The sequence below is a fragment of the Pseudomonas sp. LBUM1660 genome, from assembly GCF_059695935.1.
Genome location: NZ_CP166795.1, coordinates 3,057,616 through 3,083,881 on the forward strand (window position 1 = coordinate 3,057,616; position 26,266 = coordinate 3,083,881).

At 60.0% G+C, this 26,266-nt stretch carries 22 protein-coding genes; 11 read left to right on the forward strand and 11 right to left on the reverse strand.

Annotated features, from left to right (window positions below; all coding sequences use genetic code 11):
- Positions 1 to 42: 42 nt before the first annotated feature.
- Both ACA068_RS14500 and ACA068_RS14505 read right to left on the reverse strand, forming a co-directional pair.
- Positions 43 to 1,044 carry a FecR family protein gene (locus ACA068_RS14500; RefSeq protein ID WP_497310422.1) on the reverse strand — a complete coding sequence of 334 codons (1,002 nt, stop codon included), beginning with the start codon at positions 1,042 to 1,044 and terminating at the stop codon, positions 43 to 45.
- A gap of 96 nt (positions 1,045 to 1,140) precedes the next feature.
- Positions 1,141 to 5,976, reverse strand: a complete 4,836-nt coding sequence (locus tag ACA068_RS14505) for a dermonecrotic toxin domain-containing protein (protein ID WP_497310423.1) — start codon at positions 5,974 to 5,976, stop codon at positions 1,141 to 1,143.
- 227 nt (positions 5,977 to 6,203) lie between these two features.
- Here ACA068_RS14505 and ACA068_RS14510 point away from each other — a divergent pair, with 227 nt between their 5' ends.
- Entirely contained in the window at positions 6,204 to 7,244 is a 1,041-nt protein-coding gene (locus ACA068_RS14510; RefSeq protein ID WP_497310424.1) for an Ldh family oxidoreductase, read from the forward strand.
- Positions 7,245 to 7,340: 96 nt separating this feature from the next.
- Here ACA068_RS14510 and ACA068_RS14515 read toward each other — a convergent pair whose 3' ends face one another.
- Positions 7,341 to 7,658, reverse strand: coding sequence for an ElaB/YgaM/YqjD family protein (locus ACA068_RS14515; protein WP_497310425.1), 318 nt, complete (start codon positions 7,656 to 7,658; stop codon positions 7,341 to 7,343).
- 164 nt (positions 7,659 to 7,822) lie between these two features.
- Between ACA068_RS14515 and ACA068_RS14520 the strand changes: the two genes are divergently transcribed.
- Positions 7,823 to 8,074 carry a hypothetical protein gene (locus ACA068_RS14520; RefSeq protein WP_008155229.1) on the forward strand — a complete coding sequence of 84 codons (252 nt, stop codon included), beginning with the start codon at positions 7,823 to 7,825 and terminating at the stop codon, positions 8,072 to 8,074.
- 8 nt (positions 8,075 to 8,082) lie between these two features.
- On the opposite strand, the gene ACA068_RS14525 is transcribed toward ACA068_RS14520, so the two are convergent.
- Positions 8,083 to 8,991, reverse strand: coding sequence for a LysR family transcriptional regulator (locus ACA068_RS14525; RefSeq protein ID WP_497310426.1), 909 nt, complete (start codon positions 8,989 to 8,991; stop codon positions 8,083 to 8,085).
- A gap of 85 nt (positions 8,992 to 9,076) precedes the next feature.
- Here ACA068_RS14525 and ACA068_RS14530 point away from each other — a divergent pair, with 85 nt between their 5' ends.
- Complete coding sequence (locus ACA068_RS14530; protein WP_497310427.1) at positions 9,077 to 10,000, forward strand: carbon-nitrogen hydrolase family protein; 924 nt, start codon at positions 9,077 to 9,079, stop codon at positions 9,998 to 10,000.
- Positions 10,001 to 10,137: 137 nt separating this feature from the next.
- Here ACA068_RS14530 and ACA068_RS14535 read toward each other — a convergent pair whose 3' ends face one another.
- The 3 genes from ACA068_RS14535 to ACA068_RS14545 all read right to left on the reverse strand — a co-directional run bounded on the left by ACA068_RS14535 (position 10,138) and on the right by ACA068_RS14545 (position 13,250).
- Entirely contained in the window at positions 10,138 to 10,608 is a 471-nt protein-coding gene (locus ACA068_RS14535) for an LEA/WHy family protein (RefSeq protein ID WP_497310428.1), read from the reverse strand.
- Positions 10,609 to 10,674: 66 nt separating this feature from the next.
- Positions 10,675 to 12,141: a nucleobase:cation symporter-2 family protein gene (locus tag ACA068_RS14540; protein WP_497310429.1), complete on the reverse strand. Its 1,467-nt coding sequence runs from the start codon at positions 12,139 to 12,141 to the stop codon at positions 10,675 to 10,677.
- Positions 12,142 to 12,356: 215 nt separating this feature from the next.
- A complete protein-coding gene (locus ACA068_RS14545; protein WP_497310430.1) occupies positions 12,357 to 13,250 on the reverse strand; it encodes a LysR family transcriptional regulator in 894 nt (297 codons plus the stop codon).
- 101 nt (positions 13,251 to 13,351) lie between these two features.
- Between ACA068_RS14545 and ACA068_RS14550 the strand changes: the two genes are divergently transcribed.
- Positions 13,352 to 14,443, forward strand: coding sequence for a polyamine ABC transporter substrate-binding protein (locus ACA068_RS14550; RefSeq protein WP_497310431.1), 1,092 nt, complete (start codon positions 13,352 to 13,354; stop codon positions 14,441 to 14,443).
- Between the two features lie 16 nt (positions 14,444 to 14,459).
- The gene (speB, locus tag ACA068_RS14555) at positions 14,460 to 15,419 is read left to right on the forward strand and encodes an agmatinase (protein ID WP_497310432.1); all 960 of its coding nucleotides are present in this window, start codon (positions 14,460 to 14,462) and stop codon (positions 15,417 to 15,419) included.
- Positions 15,420 to 15,520: 101 nt separating this feature from the next.
- Here speB and ACA068_RS14560 read toward each other — a convergent pair whose 3' ends face one another.
- Positions 15,521 to 16,573: an aldo/keto reductase gene (locus tag ACA068_RS14560; RefSeq protein ID WP_497310433.1), complete on the reverse strand. Its 1,053-nt coding sequence runs from the start codon at positions 16,571 to 16,573 to the stop codon at positions 15,521 to 15,523.
- 201 nt (positions 16,574 to 16,774) lie between these two features.
- Between ACA068_RS14560 and ACA068_RS14565 the strand changes: the two genes are divergently transcribed.
- The 6 genes from ACA068_RS14565 to chrA all read left to right on the forward strand — a co-directional run bounded on the left by ACA068_RS14565 (position 16,775) and on the right by chrA (position 21,581).
- Positions 16,775 to 17,491: a helix-turn-helix transcriptional regulator gene (locus ACA068_RS14565; protein ID WP_497310434.1), complete on the forward strand. Its 717-nt coding sequence runs from the start codon at positions 16,775 to 16,777 to the stop codon at positions 17,489 to 17,491.
- Between the two features lie 52 nt (positions 17,492 to 17,543).
- A complete protein-coding gene (locus ACA068_RS14570; protein ID WP_131058650.1) occupies positions 17,544 to 17,885 on the forward strand; it encodes a nuclear transport factor 2 family protein in 342 nt (113 codons plus the stop codon).
- 168 nt (positions 17,886 to 18,053) lie between these two features.
- Positions 18,054 to 19,172 (forward strand): cell division protein ZapE, encoded by a 1,119-nt coding sequence (gene zapE, locus ACA068_RS14575; RefSeq protein ID WP_497310435.1) that lies wholly within the window; start codon positions 18,054 to 18,056, stop codon positions 19,170 to 19,172.
- Between the two features lie 18 nt (positions 19,173 to 19,190).
- Positions 19,191 to 19,772 (forward strand): DinB family protein, encoded by a 582-nt coding sequence (locus ACA068_RS14580; protein ID WP_497310436.1) that lies wholly within the window; start codon positions 19,191 to 19,193, stop codon positions 19,770 to 19,772.
- 102 nt (positions 19,773 to 19,874) lie between these two features.
- Positions 19,875 to 20,366 (forward strand): GNAT family N-acetyltransferase, encoded by a 492-nt coding sequence (locus tag ACA068_RS14585; protein ID WP_497310597.1) that lies wholly within the window; start codon positions 19,875 to 19,877, stop codon positions 20,364 to 20,366.
- Between the two features lie 6 nt (positions 20,367 to 20,372).
- Positions 20,373 to 21,581, forward strand: a complete 1,209-nt coding sequence (chrA, locus tag ACA068_RS14590; RefSeq protein ID WP_497310437.1) for a chromate efflux transporter — start codon at positions 20,373 to 20,375, stop codon at positions 21,579 to 21,581.
- A gap of 56 nt (positions 21,582 to 21,637) precedes the next feature.
- On the opposite strand, the gene ACA068_RS14595 is transcribed toward chrA, so the two are convergent.
- The 3 genes from ACA068_RS14595 to ACA068_RS14605 form a co-directional block, all read right to left on the reverse strand.
- Entirely contained in the window at positions 21,638 to 21,847 is a 210-nt protein-coding gene (locus tag ACA068_RS14595; protein WP_094467355.1) for a hypothetical protein, read from the reverse strand.
- Between the two features lie 98 nt (positions 21,848 to 21,945).
- Complete coding sequence (locus ACA068_RS14600) at positions 21,946 to 24,183, reverse strand: TonB-dependent siderophore receptor (RefSeq protein WP_497310438.1); 2,238 nt, start codon at positions 24,181 to 24,183, stop codon at positions 21,946 to 21,948.
- Between the two features lie 327 nt (positions 24,184 to 24,510).
- On the reverse strand, positions 24,511 to 26,256 hold the full coding sequence (locus ACA068_RS14605) for a phosphoethanolamine transferase CptA (protein WP_497310439.1): 1,746 nt from the start codon (positions 26,254 to 26,256) through the stop codon (positions 24,511 to 24,513).
- Positions 26,257 to 26,266: the final 10 nt, after the last annotated feature.

Consider the following 26,266-nt stretch of genomic DNA (forward strand, 5'->3'; position numbering starts at 1 on the left):
AGCAATAAAGAAGGCCGCATCCCCTTGAGGGGTGCGGCCTTTTCAGCTTTTAGGGGTTTGTTGCGGGATCGAATTGAGCACCGTATTACCTTCCTTGTTACGGGTCAGGTAGACCGGCAGCACCTTGGGCAGGGAAGCCACCAGGTTGTTCAGTTCCTTGATGTTGTAGATGCCGCCCACACGAATCGAGCCGGTGCTGTGATCAGCGACCATGATCGGTTTGCTCAGGTAACGGTTGATCAACGGCAGGGCGTCGTTCAGAGCCAGATCATCGAGCACCAGTTTGCCACTGCGCCAGGCCAAGGCATTGTCGTTGGGGTAGGTCTGATTGATTTGCGGGGTGAAGTCGCCATGTTTATAGCGCGCCTGCATCGCCGGTTCCAGGCGCAAGCCATCACCCGAAAGGTCATTGTTGCTGCTGACCAGCACCGAGCCTTCAATCAGGTTCACTCGTACCTGATCCTCATACATCCAGACGTTGAATTTGGTCCCGGTGACGCGAATCCTGCCGTCCGCAGCCCTGACAATAAAAGGATGAGCCAGGTCGTGGCTGACGCTGAAGAAGGCCTCGCCTTTCTCCAGCGTGACCCGGCGCTGATCCTTGTAGTTGCTGAAGGTCAGCTCGCTGCCCAGGTTCAGTTCCACCTGGCTGCCATCGCTCAGGGTGACCTGGCGGACCGTGTCACTCGCTTCGAAATGCTGATACGAATTCGGTAGCCAGCCCATGTTCCAGCCACTGTAAGCCGCCAGCGGCAACGCCAGGGCGCACACGGCGGCGGCGATGCCGACCGTGCGCCAAGGCGTGGCCGGTTTGAAGCGAGCCACCGATGTGACGGCTTCGGGACGCGGCAAATCCCCCGCGACTTCCCAGATCTCCAGCATGGCTTCGTACTCGAACGCATGCAGCGGATGAACATCACGCCAATGTTCGAAGGCGATCCGCTCTTCGGCGGTGCAGTCGACGGCGTGCAGACGCATGCACCAGTGCGCAGCGGCATCGGTGATGGCGTCATATTCGGCTTGCGAGAGAGAATTGTCGGTCATTGACTCATCCTGATTTCGTGCATTCTAACCTTGAGGGGAAGTCTGCGAGAACAGCCGTCATGGCAATTAACCATCAAATGAGAATTATTTTTGACGTCAGGGCGTGCTGACGTGCAGTTCACGGCCCAAATGACTGACCAGCCAGGCCACGCTGTCGGCGTTACTCAACTGTACGTCCAGCCTGATCAGTGGGTTTTTCTTGAACGTTTCGCGGGCTCCGCTCAGGTTTTCTGCGCCGGTCAACGCCAGAATATGGTCCTTTACCCGATCGGATTCTTCAAAAGAAGTACTGCCCGGATCTTCCCACGCACCGGTATCAGGATCCAGGGTCATGAACAGCCGGGTATACGGGGTCTGGATCGAAAGTGCCGTTTTCTGCATGTCGGACAAGGCGCTTTTGAGTTCAGTGGCGAGCGGAGTGGCTGTTCCGATCAAGTCGGTGAACGGTCTGCCGGGATCGAGATAAGAAATGTCCTCGGTTTTACAGGCCATGTGCGACAGCTCATGAATCAAGGTCACTGCTCGGGCATGGGTGTGGATAGGGAAGGCCGTGTCGGTCAGGTGTTGGCGGTAGTGGTCGAATTGGGGATTGAAGAATTTTTCTGCAAGGTGAATTCTTCGGTTTGTGTCTCTCGCCACGATGAAGGCAAATGTGTTTTGTGCGCCTTCGGTCACCCTGCCGACGGCAAATCGGCTGGACTTCGGTTTTCTCAGTGATGGCTCCAGCAGTGCTGCGAAAACGTCGCCGATGACTTTTTCAATCTGCTCGACATGGGCGGGCAGCACGAGCTGCACACCGAGGAAAGCCATGATGAGTTGGTGCACGGGCGTGACGGTGTCGTCGGAGGACTTGAGCAGTTGCAGGTTTCGATAGCTGTTCCAGGCATAGGTCGTTGCCAGGTCCAGCGCTTCGTTAATCTGACGGGCCTTCTGCGGAAACAGTCGACGGATACGCGACATGCCTACGGCATCGACGTTCATGCCTTCAAAAACCGATCTTGCGGTCTTCAATCGTCCGAACAGACTGAAGCGAAGCGCCTCTCGCTCATCAAGCAGCCATTGCTTCGATTCGTTCTGGCGCAGACGAGGGCCCAGCGTGTGTGTGTCGCCGATGCGCCAGTGGTTGCCGCGCTTGATGACCGGAAACACCTTTCCTTCAACCGGCCCGTAGTGCTGTTTTGTCGACGGGTGGGTGTAAAGCCCAAGCGTTGCGTCTGATGTCAGCGAACCCAGGTCGACATTGATGCTTTCGTGGCGCTTGAGTTTCGTGCGCTCGGGGCCGGTGACATCGATGTCCTGCCATTTGAGCCGGTTATCGGGGTTTTCCGGCGCCGGCGGGGCGGGTGTCGAAGACAGCAGGGTTTGATCCCCCAGTGTTTGGCGCAGTGTGGAGAGTTCGGCCATGCCGCTGATGAACGCTTTTATGGCGGCGCCCCATTTATGGGTTTGAAGGTCTTCGGCGGATTGTTTGATGTCGCGGTAACTGCGCCACACCGTTTCCGGGTAGGCGAGTTTGCCCATGAAAAACGACCAGGCTTCGTGCAGGTCTTCGCCCAGCACCTGCTTGATGGTTGCCCATTCGCTCTGTTTTCGGTCATCGGACTGGCAACCGAGCAAACGGCCCAGCAAGGCGGCGTTGTCATTTAGCAGGTGTTTGAACAGGTTCCCCTTGATCGGATTGGAGGCCAGCGTGGTGGTGCTCGACGACGAGGCTCTGGCAACGCGTTGATGGGTGGTCGCCATCCGGGTTTCCAGCAGCGTCCGGTCAGGGTTCTGCAGATTCAGGAGTAACCAGTCGAGCAACGGTCCGCGGGTCTTCAGTTCTGTGAGCAGTTGGGCTTCATTTTCATATTCTTTCACTCCGTGCAGGGGGCTGTGAGGCGCAATCAGCACCTGGGGGGCGGTGTGATCCGTCGTCGAGCCGATCAGATAGACACCGGGCACTTTGATCGATTGGCCCAGCTTGATACCGAGGAACTCAAGCGGGCGGATGAACGCGAGGGCACCGTCGACCGCTGCACGGGCGAGGGCGTCAGGCATGTCCATGACTTGCCGGATCAGATCAAACCCGGTGTCGCTCAGACGCTCCTGCAGTTTTTCCGCGTGGGCGTAGTGCATCAACTGCCAGGGCAATTGTGTGTAGAAGCGCCTCCTGCGGTCTGCGTTCCCCGGGGTGTCAGCCAGGGCCTCGCTCACTATTTTCTGCTGATGCTCACCCGGATTGAGGTCTCGTATCAGATCTTTGATGTAGCGTTCGTCCATGCCCTCGGGAATCACGGTGCTATCAAGCGATACCAGTTTGAAATGGAGCTGATCCAGCTGCTTGAGGTGAGTCAAGGCAAAGTCGGTCAGTGTTTGAGTGCGGGCCGCTGATGTCGGGCGCGCACTGATTTGCACCTGGACGTTGTCTGGGTCGATGTTGAAGGTGTCTGCCTTGAGTTGTTTTTCAAGTTCATGGTGTGCCGTGCGTTGCAGTGACCGTATGCCGGTCAGGTAATCCTGGTCGTCTTTAACGTTGTCGAGGTATTGCTGAAGCAGTTCGGCGTGCACTATCAGGTCTTTCACGGACGCGTGGGCCAGCCATGCTGGCAGCTTTTGTCGGGTCGTCAGTGACCGCGCTATGTCGATGGCACGGTCGAGCCCTGTCATTGGCTTACGCAGCGAAACGAGATCCAGGAGGCTGGTCAGAGGCGTCGCGGAGAGCTTTGTTGCCAGCGCATCGGTCAGGCACGCCTGGTCCAGGTGCACATACGGCTTTTGCAGATAATCAAGGAAGTGCCCGTAGACCCGCTGCAGCGGCGCCAGCGTGTAAGTCTGGCCAGGCAAACGCTCGGTGCGGCCAAGGTTCTCCAGCAGCATTGAGCGATGGTTGACGTCGGCAAGGCGTTCACCGAATTCGGTCAGCAACGGCGTCAACCCCTTGAAGGCTTCAAAGCCCAACGCGGGTGTCCACAAAATCGCCTTGCCCGAATGCACAGGGTCCAGGCCGCCTCGTTCAGTCAGCACAAAACAACTGGCCAGTTTCAACGGCTCCGTCGCCTCGCCGGCTTTCAGCGCCAGGGAAAATACATCCGGCAAAAAACCGTTCAATGCCGCTCTTTGCAGGTGTATCGGGCTATCGAGCACGGTTTTGATGATCGCCTGTTCCGTCGTACCCAACGTGCGCGACACGGCCCGCAGCTTCAGTTCACTGCGCAATGCGGTTGACAGCGTGTGAGTAAATGTCGATTGCAAACTCGCCACTGAGGACCCAAGGACGCGCTCCGCGTCCGCGATCGTGCGAGTTGCCGTGGAGATGCCCGGGTGTTTTTCCAGGAGTTGATCGAGCGCCTGCTCGACGGAGTTGAGCAGCGACAGCTCCTCTTTGGCCGACTCGGCGCGCACGATGGCTGGTTGCGCGCCGCCGCGCCGATCCACGCGTGTACTCCAGCGCCCTGAAGGGTCGGGAGCGAGAAGACGGTGATCGATCAATCCCCGGATATCCAATGCGCTGTCGAGCAAGGCATGGGGGTCGAGCGTACCTTCACTTTCGCGCAAGCGGCTCAGCGCATGGGACAGGTTGTCCCGTTGCTTGCCAACGATGTCGGCCATCAACTGTTTGAACACCGGGCCGATCACCGGTTTGCCATCAATCAGGCGCTCAACCGGCTCCAATGCAAGAAAGGTGGCGCGTTCATCCAGCGACATGAAATTGAGCAAGGTGTCTTCATGCCCTTCGGTTTTCATCATTTCCAGCACGATTTTCTTGACCTCCGGCAGATTGCTCGTCGCTTCGATGCCTCGGGAAGGGGAGTACAGAAAGCTCAGGGTGTTGGTGCCCCCGATCATCAAGATCGAGGCCAGCTCCGCAAAATGCTTGAAGGGGCCGGTCACCCGTATTTTCTCGATGCGAAGTTGATCGTGCGCGTCAGGCGGGAGGCTGACGTTCATCAGTCGCAGGTATTCCTGCGTGGTTAAAATGCCGTTCTGGCGCTGGAGCAGGAGCTTCAGGTGAAAGGTGTCCCGCAAACCCTCGGTGAAAAACGCCAAGCGGGAGAGGCCTGTGCTCATGGGCGTGTTCCAGAACAAGGCGAGCAGGCTGTGCAAATGCGGCGTGAAGCTCTGCGCGATTTCTTTCACCGCGCTTGCCCACGCCCGGTTATCCGCGTCGCTGCTCACGCTGTGCTCGGGATTGGCGAAGACCCTTGAATCGCCGGCTGGCCACTGATTGGTCAGGTAAACGTGCAGAAGTGCATCGCTCAGGGGGATCGAGGAAATCGTGTGCAGGTCTTCGTTGCCGTCGAAGGCGGAAATTGTCTTCACGAAACTCTTGAGCCGGGTCAGGCGCTGGTCCAGCGTGGGGAATGCCTTGTGCAACGCGTGCTTGAGGGTGTCGTCCAGCATCGATTGCAGGGTTGGCGTCTTCAGCAGCTCAGCCTTCATCGCCTTGATGTTCTGTTCCTGATTGTTATCGAGGGTCAGTTGCTGGTCCTGGAACACCGCGCCTTCGATGTCTTTCGTGGCAATGTCGGGCGCGGTGGCGACGGGAAGAGCACTGCGTTGTTCGATGGAGAGAAAGCGCAATAGCTCGCGCTTGCCATCGGCCTGCACCAGCCATTGTTTGAGTTTGCTTTTGAGGCTGGCCATGTCCGCCAACTTGATCAAGCCCTTCCACGGTGTGTAGAGCGTGACCTCTCCCTCATTGGGCCGACTCATGGCAAAGGCGCCGGCCAATGGAATATCCGTTTTGCCCGTCACCTTCAGCAACAGTTGGCAGACGTGCATGGAATCTTTTTGCGCGATACGGGCAGCGTTGGTGGCCAGATAGACGTGCTTCAACCATTTAAGGTCATCGAGGGTGAAGTTCAGCGCGTTTTCGCGCTCGCCGCGTTGCCTGGCATTGGCTGCGCGTTCTGCTTCTTCGAAAAAATAGGGCTCTACGGGTTCAGTCATGGTTTTTCCTCATTGGCTGCAATCAGCGGCCATCGCAGGCTATTGGTTGAGGAAAAACACTAAGGTCAGCGGAGTGCTTCGGTGCGGTACATATTGCTTGAGCGGAACAGGCGCTCGAGACTTGACAGAACGCCGGTAAAACAGCGCTTAATCGACGTCTGCTGTTGGTTGCCGAGCAACCTCGTTTCCCCTGGTGCCCGTATTCAATAATAAAACTGGAGCTTCAGATGACCGCAACGCCCGAAGTGGCCGTCAGTTCGACCACCCCATCGCTCGATTTCGACGCGCTCGTTGTATTGCTTGAGCAAATTTTCCTGCGTCACGGTACCTCCGCCGATGTCGCCAAGACCCTGGCGCTGAACTGCGCCGGCGCTGAACGCGATGGCGCCCACAGCCATGGCGTGTTTCGTATTCCAGGTTATGTCTCGACACTCAAGAGCGGTTGGGTCAATGGCCAGGCCGTGCCCGTGGTCGAGGACGTTGCCTCGGGGTTTGTCCGGGTCGACGCGGCTAACGGTTTTGCCCAACCCGCGCTTGCGGCCGCCCGGGCTCTGCTGGTGGAAAAAGCCCGCAGCGCCGGGATTGCGGTGCTGGCGATCCGCAATTCCCATCATTTCGCGGCACTGTGGCCGGATGTCGAGCCGTTTGCCTATGAAGGGCTAGTGGCGTTGAGCGTAGTGAACAGCATGACGTGCGTGGTGCCCCACGGCGCCGATCGGCCGCTGTTCGGCACTAACCCGATTGCCTTCGCCGCGCCCCGGGCTGACGGTGATCCGATTGTCTTTGACCTGGCGACCAGCGCCATTGCCCATGGCGATGTGCAGATTGCCGCGCAAAAAGGTGAACGCTTGCCGGCGGGCATGGGCGTGGACAGCCTTGGCCAGCCGACCCAGGACCCGAAGGCGATCCTTGAGGGTGGCGCATTGCTGCCGTTTGGTGGGCACAAGGGTTCAGCGTTGTCGATGATGGTAGAGCTGTTGGCAGCGGCCCTGACCGGCGGCAATTTTTCCTTCGAGTTCGATTGGAAGAATCATCCCGGGGCCAAAACACCGTGGACCGGCCAACTGTTGATCGTGATCGACCCGAGCAAGGCGGCCGGGCAGAATTTCGCCGAACGCAGCCAGGAACTGGTCCGTCAGATGCACGGCGTGGGGCTCAAGCGCCTGCCGGGTGATCGACGTCATCACCAGCGAGCTCAGTCCAACGCTCAAGGCATCCAGCTGAATGCGCAGACGCTGGAAAACCTGCGAGAACTGGCAGGGCTCTGAAACGATTTTTTGTAGGCGCCAGGCTTTCCGGCGAAGACGATTTCAAATACGCCTTCGCCGGCAAGCCTGGCTCCTACAGGTTCGATGTTATTCTGTTTAACGGCGGCCCAGCAACAACCCGACCACCAGGCCGAACCCGGCTGAGATGGCCACGGTTTGCCATGGATGGCCACCGATGTAGGTCTCGGTCGCGTCGACCACCGGTTTGGTGCGGTCACGCACACTGCTGACCGAGTCCCGGGCCTGCTGAAGTTTCTGGGCGATTTGCCCGCGAAGGGTCTCTGCTTCCTCACCCACCAGTGAAGCGCTGCTTTTGAGCAGTTTTTCCGACTCTTCGATCAGGGCTTGAAGTTCGCTGAATGCCTGATCCTTGATCTGGTCTTCGGCAACTTGTGCGGCAGTTTTCCGGGCCATTGGGTACTCCTTGCAGGTAAATGGGCAGTGAACAATGGAGTCTGCGGCGACTGAAAAAGTTGCAGCGAATTTGCGCATTGACTGTACGCCGAGGAAAAATCCCGAGTCGGACATTTCGTCCTACAGTGTAAGATGTCGCCTATTTTACGCAGCAGGTAACTCCCATGAGCTTCAATCTGGCCGACAAACCCCTGGCTGAGCGCGCCGCGCTTGAAGATGAGAAATCCCGTCTGTTCGACCTCTGGCAAAGCAACCTTGGCAAATCCAAGGGCGAAGCCGCGCGGTTGTTTGGCGAGCGTGCCAAGCGCAAAGGCAAATGGGCTGAATGGGTCCGCGCCGAACTCGATGGTATGTCGCCCCCGGAATTCGCCAACATGGTGCGCAGCGAAGTGAACCGTTTGATGGCCGCCAAGTAAGGCCCGCCTCAGGAAAAACTTGCGACAATGGCTTCGCGTACTTTCAACACCACCGGATCGAGCTGCGTGCTGGTGCGCCAGCCCAGTTCGATCGGGTAGCGCGGTAACGCCAAAGGGCAGGGCAGCAGCGCCAGACCGCAGAGCGCCGCAATGCTTTGAGCAGCGTGGGCCGGAATGGTCGCCACCGCCTGACTGCCCTTGAGCAAGTGTGGCAACGCCGCAAAGTGCGTCGTCGAGGCACACACTCGCCGACTCAGTCCCAGCGCCGCCAGCCCCTCATCGGTGATCCCGATGAAACCGCCGGATGACACCAGGATGTGCTCGCGGGCGACGAACTCCCCAAGCGTGTGGGTCTGTTGCCCTGGGGCCAGGCTAAGTGGGTCCACCAGGCACAGATAACCGCCTTCACCCAGCACCTGGCGACTGAGCAACCGCTCGCTGAACCCGCCCGCGGTGATCGCCAGATCAATGCTGCGCTCCATCAATGCCTGGGCGACGATCTGGCTGTGGGTTTGCCGAAAGATCAGGCGCAATTTCGGCGCACTGCGCGCAATGGCTTCGATCAATCGCCGACCGTAGGCCACCTCGAAATCATCCGACAAACCCACCGTGACCGAACGTCCGTCGTAATGATTGGCCGCCGGATCGACCATTGCCAGGCTCTGACGGCATTTGTTCAGCGCATCGCTCACCACCGGTTTCAACTGATTGGCCTTGAGCGTCGGGGCCAGGCCACGGCCGGTGCGCACGAACAATTGATCGCCGTACAACTCGCGCAGCCGCCGCAGTGCCGCGCTGACGGCCGATTGCGTCACGCCCAGGCGCAACGCCGCACGGCTGGCGCTGGACTCTTCATGCAGCGCTTCGAAGACTTTGAGCAGGTTGAGGTCAACGGTGGTGATATTCATTTGGCTCATATCATTCAGCAGTGAATCGGGCTTTATTCATGATCCGGTGACGCATCAGAATGAGCAACACCTCATTGCTTTCGGAGTGACCGCCATGCCCAAGTCTATTGTTGCAGCGTTGCAAATCGGCGCCTCGCCCGGCGGCAAGGCCGAAACCCTTGAACAGATTCTTGCGTGGGAAAACGCGATTATCGAATCCGGTGCCGCGCTGGTGGTCATGCCGGAAGCGTTGTTGGGTGGTTACCCCAAGGGCGAGGCGTTTGGCACTCAACTGGGCTACCGGTTGCCAGCAGGCCGTGAAGCGTTTGCCCGGTATTTTGCCAACGCCATCGACGTGCCCGGCGCCGAAACTGAAGCACTGGCCGGATTGTCGGCCCGCACCGGGGCCAACCTGGTGATCGGCGTCATTGAGCGCGCCGGGAGCACGTTGCATTGCACGGCGCTGTTGTTTGATCCGCAGGCCGGGCTGGTCGCCAAACACCGCAAACTGATGCCGACCGGCACCGAGCGATTGATCTGGGGCAAGGGCGATGGCTCGACGTTGCCGGTGATCGACAGCCAGGTCGGGCGGATTGGCGCGCTGGTGTGCTGGGAAAACATGATGCCGCTGCTGCGCACTGCGATGTACGCCAAAGGCATCGAGGTCTGGTGCGCGCCGACGGTGGACGAGCGGGAGATGTGGCAGGTCAGCATGCGCCACATCGCCCATGAAGGCCGTTGTTTTGTGGTCAGCGCTTGCCAGGTTCAGGACTCACCGCAAGCCTTGGGCGTGGAGATCGCCAACTGGCCGGCGGATCGGCCGCTGATTGCGGGCGGCAGTGTGATCGTCGGGCCCATGGGTGACATTCTGGCGGGTCCGTTGCGTGACGGGGTCGGGTTGCTCACCGCTGAAATAGACACCGACGATTTGGTCCGCGCGCGGTATGACTTCGATGTCGTCGGTCACTACGCGCGCCCGGATGTGTTCGAGCTGACCGTCGATGAACGCGCCAGGCCTGGCGTTCGCTTCACTGCATAACCGTCACTGGTTGAACAGCATCACCCCTGTAGGAGCGAGCCTGCTCGCGAATGCGGTGTGTCAGAAAACACATGTATTGACTGACACTCCGTCTTCGCGAGCAGGCTCGCTCCTACAGGGGATACTCATTGTCGGTACTACCGAGTTCCGGCTGTCCCCGGCAAGCTCAGTTTGCCGGTGTCCACGAAACGCATCGTGCCAAACAAGCCGCCGGCCAATTTGCCGCGCAGCACGTAAGGCAGGTTGTTCAGCGTTTGTGTCTGGCTCAGCCCCAGGGTCTGGCGTAATACCGAGAACGCCGAAACGCTCACCGGCACGCTCAGCACGGTTTCGGAAAAGCGTGCAATCGTGCCCGACTGATCGCTGACACCGGACGCCAGCGGTTGGCCATTGACCTCCAGATCCAGCGCCACGCCGCTGTAGTCGATCGCCGTTTCGTTGGGGTTCTGCACGCGGATTTTCACGGCAAAGCGCACTTCCATGTCCTGGCTTTGCAGCGGCTCGATCCCGACGACATTGATGTTCAACGGGTCGCGATGGGGGAAGAGGGCGCAGGCGCTCAGGGAGAGCAACAGCAGGGAAAGGATGATGGCGTGGACGCTGCGCATGTAAACGCTCTCATAAAGAAAAGGGCTGACCCGCCACCGGCTCAGCCCTCGAGCCTTTCTAGCGGTTCAACTGTGTGCGACCGCCGCAGGCCGTGCAGGTTCACCCTTGGCCGGGACATCGGGGTTTTCCATGACCTGCAAGATCGAAGCTTCCGGATCGAAATCATCCTCTTCCAGCTCGATGAACTCCTCGGGCAGGAAGATGTTCAGCACGATAGCGCACAACGCACCGACGGTAATCGGTGATTCGAAGATGTTGTGCAGCGCCTTTGGCAGCTCGCGCAGCACTTCCGGCACCGCTGCGACCCCCAGCCCCATGCCGATGGAAATTGCCACGATCAGCATGTTGCGCCGATGCAGACCGGCTTCGGCGAGGATCTTGATGCCGGCCACCGCCACGGTGCCGAACATCACCAGCTCTGCGCCGCCGAGCACCGGTTTGGGCATCAATTGCAGCACCGCGCCGATCATCGGGAACAACCCCAGCAGCACCAGCAGGCCCGCAATGAAAAAAGCCACGTAGCGGCTGGCCACGCCGGTGAGCTGAATCACGCCGTTGTTTTGTGCAAAGGTCACCATCGGCATGCTGTTGAACACCGCCGCCATGGCTGAGTTGAGGCCATCAGCCAGCAGGCCGGACTTGATCCGGCGGATGTAGATCGGCCCCTTGACCGGTTGCCGGGAAATCATCGAGTTGGCGGTCAGGTCCCCGGCGGCTTCCAGCGGCGACACCAGGAAAATCACGGCCACCGGCACAAACGCCACCCAATCGAAATTGAAGCCGTACTTGAACGGCACCGGCACGCTCATCAGCGGTACGTCAGGCAGGCTGGCGAAATTGACATCGCCCATCAACCACGCCACGACATAACCGAGGGTCAGGCCGATGACAATCGCGCCGAGGCGCAAGAACGGCACATCGACCCGGTTCAACACCACAATCGTGCCGAGCACCAGAGCCGCCAACGCCAGATGACTGGCCGCGCCAAGGTCCGCTGCGCCGAAGCCGCCAGCGATGTCGGTCATGGCGACTTTGATCAGCGACAGGCCCATGAGGGTAATGATGGTGCCGGTCACCACGGGGGTGATCAGCATCCGCAGCTTGCCGATGAACTGGCTCAACACCACCTCGATAAACGCGGCGAAAAAGCACACACCGAAGATCGTCGAGAGGATTTCATCGGTGCCGCCACCCCGGGCCTTGACCATGAACCCGGCGCTGAGAATCACGCTGATGAACGAGAAACTGGTGCCTTGCAGGCACAACAGGCCGGAACCGATCGGGCCAAACCGACGCGCCTGAACAAACGTGCCCAGGCCCGAGACAAACAGCGCCATGCTGATCAGGTACGGGATTTCGCTTTGCAGGCCAAGGGCACCGCCCATGATCAGGGTGGGCGTGATGATGCCGACAAAACTGGCCAGTACATGTTGCAGGGCGGCGAAGACCGTGGCGCTAAGGTGTGGGCGATCGTTAAGGCCGTAGATCAGATCGGAGCGGGGCTGGGGTTTTGCGTGTTCGGATGAGGTCACGAGGAAAGCGCCAGGGGCCAGGTCAAAAAATGGAGGCGCAGGATGCCAGCAGCGCGCACCGAGGGCAAACGATACGCACGGAGATGTGGCGAGGGAGCTTGCTCCCGCTCGGCCGCGCAGCAGTCGCAATACAGACTCAACACCGCGTCAGCCGATTTGGGGTCCGCTTCGCGGCCCAGCGGGAGCAAGCTCCCTCGCCACAGGTCCGTGCGTTTTCATGCAAACGCGGCGAGCAGATCCTCTTCAAAGGCTTTCTGTGCATCCCCCGGCACCTGGGCGCGATGACGCGCCAGATGAAACGCCACATCAAAACTCATGTCATCCCGGCGCACGGCGCGCAGCAAGTCTTTGTCTTCCCAGCTGCGGGCAAAGTGTTCGGGTAAATAGCCGACATGCTTGCCGGACAGGATGAAGGCGAGGGTGCCTTCGACCTGCTCGGACCGTGCCGAACATAATTTGCCTTGAAACGGCTCGTCACTGCGCAGAAAACGATAGGGATGATCGACCCGGTCGCACGCCTGCAACGCCCGATCGTCTGGCGCATCGTCGGTGAACAGCGGATGCCCGGGGGCGCAATACAAGTGTTGGGTTTCGGTAAACAGTTCGCGGTAGTCAAACGCGCTTTGCACTTGGGAGAAATAGCCGATCGCCAGGTCCAGCCGTTGTTGCAGGAGCAAGCGTTCCATGTCGCCGGGCATGGCGCTCATCAACTCGATGCGCACCGATTCGTCCCGCTCGCGAAACCGCCGGATCGCATCGGCGACTTTTTTCAGCACCGATTGATCAAGGGCTTCCGACAAGCCCAGACGCACTTCACCGATCAAGCGACCCGCCACGCCGTTGGATTGATGACGGAACGCTTCGATGGATTCAAACAGCCCGCGCGTTGCGCTCAGCAACTGTTCGCCCTTGGGCGTGATCCGGAATCCACCCTTGCCGCGACTGCACAAGCGATAGCCGAGCCGGGTTTCGAGTTTGGCCATTTGCTGGCTGATGCTCGACTGGCTCAAACCCAATTCACCTTGCGCCGCGCTGAAACCGCCGCACTCGACCACGCGGACAAACAAGCGCAGCAGTTGCAGGTCGAGGTCGTGGAGTTGACCAAGCATCAAACATTACTCCGCAATAAAGTCAGGTTAACAAACTTGATATTTCGCCAATGTATCCGAGCGCGCACGCTGCAACCACTTCCTCTGGTCAGGTGTTTGTCATGGCTCCTCTATCCAAGCTGTGTTTACCCGCGCTGTTTCTCGCCATGGCCGCGTCGGCCCAGGCTGAGGAGAAGACCCTCAACCTCTATAGTTGGGCCGATTACGTGGCGCCTGAAACCTTGCAGCGCTTCGAAAAGGAAACCGGCATCCACGTGCGTTACGACACGTTCGATTCTTCGGAAGTGCTGGAAACCAAACTGCTCACCGGCGGCAGCGGTTATGACGTGGTGGTGCCGTCCTCCAGCGTGTTGGCCCGTGGGCTGGCGGCCGGTGCGCTGAAGGAAATTCCTCACGAAGGGCTCAAGGGCTACGCCAACCTCGATCCGGACCTGCTGGAAAAACTGGCGGCCGTCGACCCCGGCAATCGTTATGGCGTGCCCTATACCTGGGGCACGCTGGGGTTGGGGCTTAACGTCGAAGCGGTGCAAAAACGTTTGCCGGATGCGCCGCTCAACAGCCTTGATCTGCTGTTCAAGCCGCAATACGCCAGCAAGCTGAAGGACTGCGGGATTGCGATTCTCGACTCACCACAGGAAGTGATTGGCCTGGCGTTGCACTATCTCGGTAAAGATCCCTACAGCACCGACAAGGCAGATCTGACAGCCGCCGAGGCGTTGTTGCATCAGCTGCAGCCCAATGTGCTGTACGTCGCCACCGGGCGGCAGATCAGCGACCTGGCCAATGGCAGCGTGTGCCTGGCCTTGACCTACAACGGCGACGCCAGCATGGCCGCTGATCAGGCGCGCAAGGCCAACAAACCGTTCGAGGTGGCCTACCGGATTCCGAAGGAAGGCACGCTGGTCTGGCAGGACAACCTGGCGATTCCCAAGGACGCGCCGCACCCCGAGGCAGCTCGGGCGTTCATCGAATTCATGTTGCGCCCCGAATCCGTGGCGGCGCTGACCAACACGCTGTTCTTTGCCACGGCCAACCAGGCAGCGACGCCGCTGGTGGACGAAGCCGTGCGGACCGACCCGGACATCTACCCCCTGGCCGACACCCGCGAACGGCTGTACGCCGACCGCAGCATGAGCCTCAAGGACATGCGCTCGCGCACTCGCCTGTGGACCACTTTCCGTAGCCGCCAATAAATAATAGGAGATCACCATGGACGTCCCGATGCAAAACGATCAGGCCATGACCCGCGACAGCCTCTTTGGTACTGCCGCCGAAAGTACCTACGCCGGTATCACCAGTTTCATGCGTCGTCGCTACAGCCGTGATTTGCGCGGCGTCGACGTAGTGGTCAGCGGTGTGCCGTTCGACACCGCCACCAGCAACCGCCCCGGCGCGCGTTTCGGCCCGCGCGGCATTCGCGCTGCGTCGACCGGCATCGCCTGGGAACGTCACTGGCCATGGACGTTTGACCCGTTCGATCATCTGGCGGTCATTGACTACGGTGATTGCGCCTTCGATTACGGCTCGCCGCACTCGGTGCCGGAAAGCATCGAGGCCCACGCCGAGCACATCCTGAACGGCGGTTGCGCGATGCTGACGTTCGGCGGTGACCATTTCATCAGTTACCCGCTGCTCAAGGCCCATGCGCGCAAACATGGTCCGCTGTCGCTGATTCACTTCGACGCCCACAGCGACACTTGGCCGGACGAAGAGGGCAAGCGCGTCGACCACGGGACGATGTTCTGGCACGCGGCCAAGGAAGGCCTGGTGGATCCGGCACGTTCGGTGCAGATCGGTTTGCGCACCACCAATGATGATCACCAGGGCTTTGCGGTGCTGGATGCGCGGCAGGTGCATCGGCAAGGGTGTGAGGCGATTGTCGAGGCGATCCGTGCGCGGGTGGGGGATAACCCGGTGTACCTGACGTTCGATATCGATTGCCTCGACCCGGCGTTTGCACCGGGCACCGGAACGCCGGTGTGTGGTGGTTTGAGCACGGTGCAGGCGCTGGAGATTCTCGGCGGGTTGCGCGGGATCAATCTGGTGGGGATGGACGTGGTGGAAGTGGCGCCGGCCTACGACCACGCGGACATTACCTCACTGGCAGCGGCGACATTGGCGATGGAGATGCTGTGCCTGTATGCGGCCAGGCACAAAATAGACCGGTAAGACGTCTTCGCGGGCAAGCCTCGCTCCTACAGATTTGTGGCGTTCACAGACTTTGTGTTCGCCGCAATTCTGTAGGAGCGAGGCTTGCCCGCGAAGCTTTTTCAGGCCACAGGAATGATTGGCAGGTCGAGGGTTTCACCGCCGGTAAACCGCGCCGCCGAACCGGCAATCGTTTCATGTGGCACACCCTTCGGCACGTCGCTGACCCCATCAAGCCGCGACAATTGATCCGGGCTCAATTGCACGGTCAACGCGCCCAATGTCGCATCCAGTTGCTCACGAGTCCGCGAACCGAGAATCGGAATCAGCGCCGTCGTCGAACGCGTGGCCTTCTCCCGCAGCCAGGCAATGGCCACGTGGGTCGGCGTGGCGTTAAGCTCTGCCGCCACCGCGAGCAAGGTGTCGAGCAGGGCTGTTTCGTGGGCGCTTTTCTCGGTGTGGATCAGCATGCCGAGTTTAGCGGCGCGGTTATTGTCATCATTGCTGCGGTACTTGCCCGTGAGAAACCCGCCACCCAACGGCGACCAAATCGTAGCCGCCAGCCCGAGCGCTTCGGCCATCGGCAACAACTCACGTTCGGCGGTGCGTTCGGCCAGGCTGTATTCGGCCTGAATCGCTGCAATCGGCGCAAAGCCAAGGACTTCGGCCAAGACATCGGCGCGAGCAATGCGCCAGGCCGGGAAGTTCGACAGCCCGGCGTAGTGAATCTTGCCGGCACGCACCAGGTCGTCGAAGCCACGCAGGATCTCTTCCATCGGCGTCACGCCGTCACTGATGTGCGCCCAAAACAGGTCGATGTGATCGGTGTTGAGCCGTTTAAGGCTTTCTTCCACGGCGCGGACCATGTTCTTGCGGTTGTTGCCGGTGTGGGAAATGCCTGCGGCCGGTGTGGTGCCCATGGTGTATTTGGTGGCGATGACCAGGCGATCGCGTTCCGGCGCGATGAATTCGCTGAGCATGGCTTCCGACTGGCCGGCCTGATAACCGTTGGCGGTGTCGATAAAGTTGCCGCCGGCTTCCAGGTAACCGTCGAAAATGCGCTTGGCTTCGTCACGCTCGGCGCCATGCCCCCAGCCAGTGCCGAAGTTACCGGCGCCCAGCGCCAATTCCGAAACCCGCAAGCCGGTTTTGCGGCCGAAGACTTTGTAATGCATGAGGTAACTCCTAAAGAACGACGCCGGGGGTGATTTAAATGTCTAGCAACATGTATTTAATATGATGCGAGTAATATTGTCCGTCAAGACGCTTTTCCATTCAGGGCAAAAGGGCCGACCGCCGGGCAATGAGCTCCTGCCAGTTTCTGACAGCAGCCTCTGCTAAGCTCCGACGACTTTTCAGGAAAGAGCCTGCCGATCGTGTCGCGTACCACTCGTTTACTCACGTTGCTGCAAGTGCTGCGAGGCAAAAGTCGTCCGGCCACGGCCGCGACGCTCGCCGGTGAATTGCAGATTTCCGAACGCACGCTGTACCGCGACATCGCCGAGTTGACGGCGCTGGGCGCACCGATCTTCGGCGAAGCCGGTGTCGGTTACGTGTTGCGCAGCGGATTGTTCCTGCCGCCCTTGATGCTCAATGCCGACGAAACCGAAGCCATCGTGCTCGGATTGCGATACGTCGATCAGCGTGGCGACGAGGTCTTGAGCAAAGCGGCGGCCGATGCCCTGGCCAAGATTGCTGCCGTGTTGGCGCCTGAAGCTCAGGATGCCTTGCGCAACCCGACGGTGCTGCCTGGCCCGCGCGGCTATGGATATCCGCAAAATGCCGTGCCGTTGAACGTGTTTCGCCAGGCCATCCGCGATCAGTCCAAGCTGAACATCGATTATGCGGACGCTCAGCAGGTGCCCAGTCAGCGGCTGATCTGGCCACTGGCGCTGGGTTTTCTCAATGAGGTGCGGATCATTGTCGCCTGGTGTGAGTTACGCAGTGCCTACCGCACCTTTCGCACCGACCGCATCTCCGCCGCCCATGAGCAGGGCGAGCGCTATCCGGGGCGGCGCAGCGACCTGTTGCGTACCTGGCGCAAGCACATGCAACTGGATGAAGCCGGGCGTTTCACTCCTGACAAGAACTGACACAGACCTGTTCTAGCATGGCTCCAGAATCAATCAACAAGGAGCCGCACCCATGTCCAATCCAGCCTCTTCACTGGCGCCCGCCATCGCCGCCTACATTGCAGCCGCCAACGCCCGCGACACCTCGCGGGTCGGCAGCTTTTTTGCCGAGGATGCCAACGTGTTCGATGAGGGCCAGCACCGGATCGGCACGCAAGCCATCGCCCAATGGATGCAAGACACCGCGCAACGGTATGAACCACGGGTCGAAGTGCTCGACGTTCAATTGCGCACCGGCAAAGTGCTGGTGCACAACCTGATTTCCGGAACCTTTCCCGGCAGTCCGCTGGAACTGCGCTACATGTTCCGCCTCAACGAGCAGGGCAAGATCGCCCGACTGGACATCTCTCTGTAAACCGAACGCGATCCTGTAGCAGCTGGCAAAGCCTGCGTTCGGCTGCGCAGCAGCCGTGAATTCAGGCACTGCGGTCTATCAGATAATCCGAGGGCGCAGGATTTACGATTGCTGCGCAGCCGAACGCAGGCTCCGCCAGCTGCTACAGGAAAACGTATACTCTCGCGCATGAATGTCGACTCTCCCTTAAGCGCCTGGCAACACGCCATCGAACAGAAGGGCTTCGTCCAGGACGAAGCCCAGGAACATGCCGTGTGGGCGCTGCAAAAATGCCACGAAGCCTTGCATGAAGGGCGCACGCCGATCACTGGCGTTTACCTCTGGGGCCCGGTCGGACGGGGCAAGACCTGGTTGATGGATCAGTTCTACCAAAACCTCAAGGTCCCGGCCCGACGCCAACACTTTCACCACTTTATGGGTTGGGTGCATCAGCGCTCGTTCCAGCTGACCGGCACTGCCGACCCGTTGCAGGCGCTGGCCCGTGAGTTGAGCCACGAAGTGCGGGTGCTGTGTTTCGATGAGTTGTTCGTCAACGACATCGGTGACGCGATCATTCTCGGGCGTTTGTTTCAGGTGATGTTCGAGCAGGGCGTGGTGGTGGTCTGCACCTCCAATCAACCGCCGGACCAGCTGTACGCCGATGGCTTCAACCGCGACCGCTTCGTGCCCGCCATCGAGGCGATCAAAAAGCACATGCAAGTAATCGCGGTGGACGGCGGCGAAGACCATCGCCTGCATCCCGGGGCGGGTCTGCAACGGTATTGGGTAGCGGCGCCCGGGCAGCCCAGCGCGCTCGCTGAAGTGTTCAACGCGTTGACCGCAGGCCAGCCCACGTCCAGCGATCCGATCACGGTCGGTTTCCGCTCGATCAATGTGGTGCAGGCCAGTTCGACAGTACTCTGGTGTCGCTATGCCGACCTGTGCGAGCAACCGTTCGCCGCGATGGACTTCATGGCGCTGTGCGACACCTTCAGCGCTATTCTGTTGAGCGACGTGCCAAATTTGAGCGCACAGAAACGCGAAGGACGCATCGCCCGAGGCACGGAAGACGGTGCCGAACGGGTCGCCGCCGGTGATCGCGAGCTGCCGCAATTGTCGGTGCATGACGACGGTGTCCGGCGTTTCATTGCGCTGGTGGACGAGTGCTACGACCGCAAGGTGCCGCTGTACCTCGAAGCGCAGGTGCCGATGACGGCGTTGTACACCGAGGGTTACCTGGAATTCCCGTTCCGCCGCACGTTAAGCCGTTTACAGGAAATGCAGCTGCAACGTTTCGCCGAAGCCTAATTGTCGGGAGCCGCGAACATGAATCAGCCCCTGTCTCATCATTTGCTGACCATGGCGTATCAGAATGCCTGGGCCAATTACCGACTCGCCAAAGCCTGGAATCAGTTGAGCCCGGCGGAACTGGCAGCACCGCGAGTAAGCTTCTTTCCCAGCCTCATCGCCACCCTCAACCACATCCTGACCTGCGACTGGTTTTACGTGGATGCGCTGGAGCGGGAACTGCGCGGGGACGATCCGCATCCTGATTGTTATGTGTTTTTCACCGAGGACGTACCGTTCGCGGCGGCCGCCGACCTGCAACGTGAACAAGCGCATGTCGACCGTCGCCTGATTGCCTACTGCGAACAATTGCGCGACGCCGACCTGGGGCGAATCGTGACCATTGCCCGGGACACGCCGCAACATGACAGCCGTTTGCGCCTGCTGTCGCATCTGTTCGAGCACCAGATTCATCATCGCGGTCAGGTTCACGCGATGCTCAGCGACACCTCGGTCAAGCCGCCGCAACTGGACGAGTTTTTCTGCGTTGGTGAATCGCACCTGAGGGCCGGGGATTTTGCTGAATTGGGCTGGACCGAAACGCTGATTTGGGGTGTTTGAGAGAGGTTCGGGTTGTCGCCGATTGCGCCTCGCGATAATGTCCGTCGACCTCCCGGCGCGAGCGACGCGCCGAGACAACTTGACGGGACGTTGACGATGGGAATGGAATCCGCAGAAATTCTGGTACTTCAGGCCAGCTACACCAATGCGCTGCATGCCGAGGCGATCGGTGTGGTGCTCAATGCCTACGCCGAAGACCCGATGGGCGGCGGGCAGCCATTGCCCGAAGACATCCTGCGACAACTGCCGGGGGAACTGGCCAAGCGTCCTCATGCGTTCAGCGTACTGGCGTTTGTCGGGGGCGCGCCGGCCGGGCTGGTCAATTGCTTTGAAGGTTTCTCGACGTTTGCCTGTCGGCCGCTGGTCAACGTGCACGATGTGTCGGTGGTGCCCAAGTTTCGCGGTCTGGGGCTGAGTCAGAAAATGCTGCAAAAGGTTGAAGATATTGCCCGTCAACGCGGCTGCTGCAAGATCACTCTGGAAGTCCTCGAGGGCAATGCCGTCGCGCAGGCGTCTTATGGCAAGTTCGGATTTGCCCCCGGCATGTTCGACCCGGCCCATGGCCGAATGCTGTTCTGGACCAAGGACCTTTAACGCCACATGAACAGCCTCGATGACGCGCAGGGCAGGGCACCCGTGACAACAGACAAACCGTGGGTGATTTTCCTGATCTTCCTGCGCCTGGGGCTGACCTCGTTTGGCGGTCCTGTCGCGCATCTGGGCTATTTTCGTAGCGAGTTCGTGGCGCGTCGGCGCTGGTTGAGCGAAGCCGCTTACGCCGAATTGATTGCCCTGTGCCAGTTTTTGCCGGGCCCGGCGAGCAGTCAGGTGGGCATGGCGCTGGGTTTGTCCCGTGCCGGCTATTCGGGGGCATTGGCGGCGTGGGTAGGGTTTACCTTGCCCTCGGCGCTGATCCTGACGCTGCTGGCATTGGGCATCTCCCACGGTGGCTGGGCGTTGCCGGCAGGTTTGATTCACGGGCTGAAAATTGTCGCCGTCGCCGTGGTTGCCCAGGCCGTGTGGGGAATGGCCCGCACGTTATGCCGAGGTCCGGTGCAAGTGGGCATCATGCTGGTGGCGACTGCCGGGGTGTTGCTCTGGCCAACGACTGGCGGGCAGTTGACGGTGATGGTCGTGGCCGCGGTGATCGGCCTGGCTTTGCTGAACAACACAAATGCAGCGCAAAGGGAGGGCCTGTCGATTCGGGTCAGTCGACGGGCAAGCTGGCTGGCGATTGGATTGTTCGTGGCTTTGCTGCTGGGTTTACCGCTAATCGCGCATCACTGGCCGGACTCGCTGACCCGCTTGTTCGACAGCTTCTACCGCACGGGGGCGCTAGTGTTCGGCGGCGGTCATGTCGTATTGCCGCTGTTGCAAAGTCAGGTGGTGAGCACGGGATTGCTGGGCAATGACGTGTTTCTCGCCGGTTACGCCGCCGCGCAAGCGATGCCGGGGCCGCTGTTCACGTTTGCGGCTTTTCTCGGTGCGTCCATCAGCGGCTGGAGTGGTGCGCTGGTGGGCGTCTTGGCGATTTTCCTGCCGTCGCTGCTGTTGGTGATCGGCGTCCTGCCGTTCTGGCAGCGCTTGCGCGGTAATGGCCGGGTGCAAGCGGCGCTGTCCGGGGTGAATGCCGGGGTGGTCGGGTTATTGTTGGCCGCGTTGTATCAGCCATTGTGGACCACTTCGATCCTCAGCCCGCTGGATGTTCTGTTGGCGTTTCTGGCATTGATGGCGCTGCTGTTCTGGCGATGCCCGCCATGGTTGCTGGTGCTGCTGGGCGGGATTTGCGGTGTGCTGCTGGGCGCGTGAACCCTATCGAACAGGCATAAAAAAGGGCGTCCGTCCGGACGCCCGTTTGCCATCGTTTATTTCGGCCGATAGGTTTCGGTCACTTGTGCGGTTTGATCGTTCGGAACCCTTAGTTCAATAGTCCTGGTTTCGATGCCGTTAGCTTGCTGTTGTTTGAGGTGCAGGGTTTCGAAGTAATACCTCATTCGCTCGGCGCCGCCTTCGGCAAAGGCTGCGGTCGAACCGAACATCATCAGACTGGCGAGGATCAACGCGGTACGTTTCATGGTGTGCCTCCCACTACGGATATAGGGTGCTCTTTCGTCCATGAAGCAATGTTGCCGAGCCATTATCCGCCGATTCCGTCAATTGGGAATTAACCGCGTCAGAGCTTCCAGTCCAGGCTCAGCGTGACTGTGCGAGGGTCGCCCCAATAGACGCCGTTATAGAACCCGACGTTGTCGTAATACTTTTTGTCGAACAGGTTGTCGACGTTCAGAGAAGCGGACAGGTGCTTGTCGAACTCATACCGCGACATCAGCTTGACCACGGTGTACGCCTCCTGGCGGATGTTGGTGCTGGCGGTGATGATCTCGCCATCGGCGCCACGGCCGACCGGGCGTCTGGCGGCGCGGTAGACATCGCTTTGCCAGTTCACGGCGCCGCCCACGGTCAGTGCCTGCCAGTCGCCGGGCAAGCGATAAGCCGTGGAGAAGCGGAACATGTTCAACGGCTGGGCGGTGTTGTTGCGCTGCTTCTCGCCATTGGCCGAGTGGGTGTAGGTGTAGCCGGCCGTCATGTTCCAGCCTGCCATGACCTCGCCGGAGACCTCGGCTTCGAAGCCCTGGACCTTGTTGCCTTTACCCCCTGATTTGAAGAACTCTTCACCGGTGACCGGGTCCGGTGGCACCGAGTCGTCGCGTTCGGCGACGTTGTCCTGCTTGCTCCAGAACACCGCGGTGGCGAGGTTAAGTCGCTCTTCCAGCAGGCTGCCCTTGAGCCCCAGTTCATAGTTGCTGCCGACCACCGGTTCGAGGTATTTGCGATTGCTGTCGCGGTCGTCCTGTGGCTTGAAAATATCGGTGTAGCTGACGTACACGGTGTATTCAGGCGTGAGGTCGTAAAGCAGCCCGGCATACGGCGTCCAGATGTCGTTGTGCTGCTGGCTGATGGCTTCGACACCGGTCCGTTGCAGGTTGCTGTCGTATTTGTAGGTGTTTTTCGAGATCTCCCAGCTGCCGTAGCGACTGCCGAGTACCGCGTGCAGGTCGTCGGTCAGGGTCAAGCGCGTGGCCAGGTAACCGGCCTTTTGCCGGGTGCTTTCATCGGAGCCTTTCAGGCCGGTGACGGTGTCCGGGAATTTGGGAATGCCGCCCATGTACTTCCAGTCGGGGACTTTCTCGTAATCCGGCGACCGTGCGCCGTCAATGGTGTAAGGGTTGTCTTCGCCGCGTTCGGCTTCGCCATAGCCGATCATCATTTCGTGCTCACGCCCGAACAGCGAATAAGGCCCCGACACGTTGAAGTCATAGGCCTTCATTTTTTGCGTGCCAACCATGTGGCTGACGTTGGCTGTCATGCCGCTGCGATCCGCCTCGGGGAAGCCGCCACCGCCGTAGTAGATCTTGCCGTCGGTGTCACTCTCGCGGTGGGTGTAGGCCGCCTTGAGGTGCCAGCCGGCGCCCAGTTGCTGGTCCAGCGTGGCAAACGCGGTCTTGTCCTTCAGCGGCCAGGAGCTCCACGGTGTGGCCATGTTGGTGGAGCGTCCGAGGTTGGCTTTGCTGCCGTCAGCATTCCAGTAGGGCACGGTGCCCCAGGAGGTGCCTTGCACCTGCTTGTCCTGATAGTCGTAACCCACGGCCAGCACGGTGTCGTCGGTCAGGTCGGCTTCGACAATCCCGTAGCCGACTTCCCGTTGCAGCTCGTATTTGTCTCGGTAGGAACCGCTGTCGCGATAGGCCAGCACACCGCGAGCGCGAAGGCGCCCGTCGAAGGCCAGTGGTCCGCCGACGTCGACATAACTGTAGTAATCGTCATAGCTGCCGCCGCTGACACCGGTCTGGGCCGCCCATTGTGCGGTCGGTCGTTTGCGCACCATGTTGATCGTCGCAGAAGGATCGCCGGCGCCCGTGGTCAGGCCCGTCGCGCCGCGAACCACTTCGATACGGTCGTAGATGATGGTGTCGGAATCGGACTTCATGTAGCTGAAGGTGTTGAGCATCCCGTCGATCTGGAAATTGTTGATCGAGTAACCGCGGGACGAATAGCTGACGCGGTCCGAGTCGTTGTGCTGAACCACCACGCCGGTGGTCTGGCTCATGGCTTCGGAGAGCGTGCCGAGTTTGAAATCGTCCATTTGCTGGCGCGTGACCACGGACACCGATTGCGGCGTTTCCTTGATCGACAGGTTCAGCCGCGTCGCGGTGCTCATGGCACCGGTGGTGTACGACTCGGTGTTTTCGGTGGTGCTGCCCAAGCCCTGGGCGGTCACGTTGGTGGCGCCCAGTTCAAGGGTGCGGCTCGGTTCTTGATCCGGGACGGTTTCAGCCAGCAGGTCGGGGCTCAGGGCAGCACTGCATAGGCCCAAGGTAAAGGTCATGGAACGGGTGATAGGCGCGAACATCGCAGCCGACTCCTTGTCTTCGAGGGAAAAATTCCGTTTGTTCAAAGACGAAGGGTGGAGGGGGGATTTAGGTCTAAACGAGAATTATTGTTATTTTAAGATGTTTCGGGGAGCTAGCGTGCGGGAACAGCGGGCTGGCGCAATCCCCTGTGGGAGTGAGCTGTGGCGAGGGGATACATCCCCGCTGGACTGCGAAGCAGGCCCAGGATTTTGGGGCGGCTGCGCCACCCAGCGGGGCGGTGCGACGTTTCGATAAATCCCCTCGCCACAGCTCGCTCCCACAAGTTCCTCTCCGTATTGAAAGATCGGAGCCGGTCTCTCAGGACATCATTTCTGTGCGACTGCAGGATCGGTCGGCGTGCTTTTCGGTTTCATCAGGCTGAAGTCGATCAGCGGACGCGACTGACGCTCATACGGATTGCCGATCATCAGCGGACGCGGCGTGAAGCTGTCGCTGACCAGACTCTTGCTGCGGTCCAGTTCATCGAAACTCAGGCCCGCCAAGTCAGCCCAGGTGTGGATCAGGTGCGAGCTGCTGTAAGGCCGCCCCAGGTCACCGGCAAAACTCCAATCATGGGTTTCACGCCATTTCGGCGAAGCCCAGGCCATGAACGGAATGGTGTACATCGGCGCCGTCGGCTTAGCTTCGTTGCGCCCCAGCGTGCTGTGGCCCGCGGAGTCGAAGACATCTTCGCCGTGGTCCGAAAGGTACATCAGGAAGCCGTTCGGATCGGACTTCGCATAGTCCTTGATCAGGCTCGACACCACGAAGTCGTTGTACAGCACGGCGTTGTCATAGCTGTTGTACGTCGGCACCTGGTCATCACGCACGCCGTCCGGTACACCCTTGCGATCGGTGAACTTGTTGAAGGTCGGCGGGTACCGGTACTGATAGCTCATGTGCGTACCGAGCAAATGCACCACGATCAGCTTGCGCGGCGCGGCGTCTGCCAGGGCCTTGTTGAACGGCGCGATGACGTCGCCGTCGTACTGCGCGGCGTTCTGGTTGCGGTTGTTGTTCAGGTACACCTGCTCGTCGGCCTGTTCGGAGAACGTCGTGAGCATGGTGTTGCGCTTGGTCATGGTTTGCTGGTTGGTGATCCAGAAGGTCTTGTAACCCGCCTGTTTCATCATGCTGACCAGGGACGGCGTGGACAGGTAAAGGTCCGGGTTTTCTTCGTCGGCGAAAGTCAGCACCTGCTGCAACGCCTCGATGGTGTAAGGGCGCGGGGTGATGACGTTGTCGAAGACCGCCATCTGATCCTTGAGCTTGTCCAGTTCCGGCGTGGTTTCACGCGGGTAGCCGTAGAGGCTCATGCGCTGACGGTTGGTGGACTCGCCGATCACCAGCACCAGGGTCGCCGGCTGGTTGGCCATCGTGTCCTTGAGGTTCTTGAGCGGTGGAATCTTGCTCGCGCTGTCGAGCATGTCTTGCATGCCGGCCAGGGTGTCGAGGTAACGGTGATACGCCACCGCCATCTGCCAAGGCACCGCCGGCTCGATGCGGGTTTCGAATTTCTCGAAGCCACCGGCCAGGCTGCCGGTGCGCGCGGTCTGCTTGATCAGCGGGTAACCGACCACGGCCACCAGAATGGCGGTGGCGGCAACCAGCGCTCGACCGCGGGGCATGTACACCGGGCGCAAGCGCGTCCACAGGAAATACGCGAACAGGGTGTGGGCGAGGAACGCCGCCACCATCCACCAGGCGAAATACTGGGTCATGTACTCGCCCGCTTCAGAGATGTTCGATTCGAACATGATGAAGATGACGCTTTGGGAGAATTCCTGCTGATAGATGAAGAAGTAACCCAGGCTGGCCATCGAACAGGCCCACAGCACCACGCCGATCAACGCGGCCATGACGCGTGTCTGTTTAGGGAACAGCAGCATCGGCGCGAGCCAGATGGCGCTCATTACAAAGGCCTGGCGGAACCCGGTGAAACCCGAGGTGCCCGTCAGTTGGATCAGCAGTTGGGTAATGCCGGAAAAATACCAGAAGAACAGGAACAACCAGAGAAATCCTGCCCAATCGAAACCTTTCGCAGTCGTAGTGCTGCGTTTAAACACAGTCATTCATCGCTCC

Bases quoted from the DNA above. Each gene is read 5' to 3' on its own strand.
- ACA068_RS14580 (WP_497310436.1), top strand. From the start codon at position 19,191: ATGAATCAGCCCCTGTCTCATCATTTGCTGACCATGGCGTATCAGAAT.
- ACA068_RS14560 (WP_497310433.1), bottom strand. From the start codon at position 16,573: ATGCATTACAAAGTCTTCGGCCGCAAAACCGGCTTGCGGGTTTCGGAA.
- ACA068_RS14550 (WP_497310431.1), top strand. From the start codon at position 13,352: ATGGCTCCTCTATCCAAGCTGTGTTTACCCGCGCTGTTTCTCGCCATG.
- ACA068_RS14535 (WP_497310428.1), bottom strand. From the start codon at position 10,608: ATGCGCAGCGTCCACGCCATCATCCTTTCCCTGCTGTTGCTCTCCCTG.
- zapE (WP_497310435.1), top strand. From the start codon at position 18,054: ATGAATGTCGACTCTCCCTTAAGCGCCTGGCAACACGCCATCGAACAG.
- ACA068_RS14600 (WP_497310438.1), bottom strand. From the start codon at position 24,183: ATGTTCGCGCCTATCACCCGTTCCATGACCTTTACCTTGGGCCTATGC.
- speB (WP_497310432.1), top strand. From the start codon at position 14,460: ATGGACGTCCCGATGCAAAACGATCAGGCCATGACCCGCGACAGCCTC.
- ACA068_RS14605 (WP_497310439.1), bottom strand. From the start codon at position 26,256: ATGACTGTGTTTAAACGCAGCACTACGACTGCGAAAGGTTTCGATTGG.
- ACA068_RS14510 (WP_497310424.1), top strand. From the start codon at position 6,204: ATGACCGCAACGCCCGAAGTGGCCGTCAGTTCGACCACCCCATCGCTC.
- ACA068_RS14585 (WP_497310597.1), top strand. From the start codon at position 19,875: ATGGAATCCGCAGAAATTCTGGTACTTCAGGCCAGCTACACCAATGCG.
- chrA (WP_497310437.1), top strand. From the start codon at position 20,373: ATGAACAGCCTCGATGACGCGCAGGGCAGGGCACCCGTGACAACAGAC.
- ACA068_RS14500 (WP_497310422.1), bottom strand. From the start codon at position 1,044: ATGACCGACAATTCTCTCTCGCAAGCCGAATATGACGCCATCACCGAT.
- ACA068_RS14520 (WP_008155229.1), top strand. From the start codon at position 7,823: ATGAGCTTCAATCTGGCCGACAAACCCCTGGCTGAGCGCGCCGCGCTT.
- ACA068_RS14570 (WP_131058650.1), top strand. From the start codon at position 17,544: ATGTCCAATCCAGCCTCTTCACTGGCGCCCGCCATCGCCGCCTACATT.
- ACA068_RS14595 (WP_094467355.1), bottom strand. From the start codon at position 21,847: ATGAAACGTACCGCGTTGATCCTCGCCAGTCTGATGATGTTCGGTTCG.
- ACA068_RS14530 (WP_497310427.1), top strand. From the start codon at position 9,077: ATGCCCAAGTCTATTGTTGCAGCGTTGCAAATCGGCGCCTCGCCCGGC.
- ACA068_RS14515 (WP_497310425.1), bottom strand. From the start codon at position 7,658: ATGGCCCGGAAAACTGCCGCACAAGTTGCCGAAGACCAGATCAAGGAT.
- ACA068_RS14525 (WP_497310426.1), bottom strand. From the start codon at position 8,991: ATGAGCCAAATGAATATCACCACCGTTGACCTCAACCTGCTCAAAGTC.
- ACA068_RS14505 (WP_497310423.1), bottom strand. From the start codon at position 5,976: ATGACTGAACCCGTAGAGCCCTATTTTTTCGAAGAAGCAGAACGCGCA.
- ACA068_RS14545 (WP_497310430.1), bottom strand. From the start codon at position 13,250: ATGCTTGGTCAACTCCACGACCTCGACCTGCAACTGCTGCGCTTGTTT.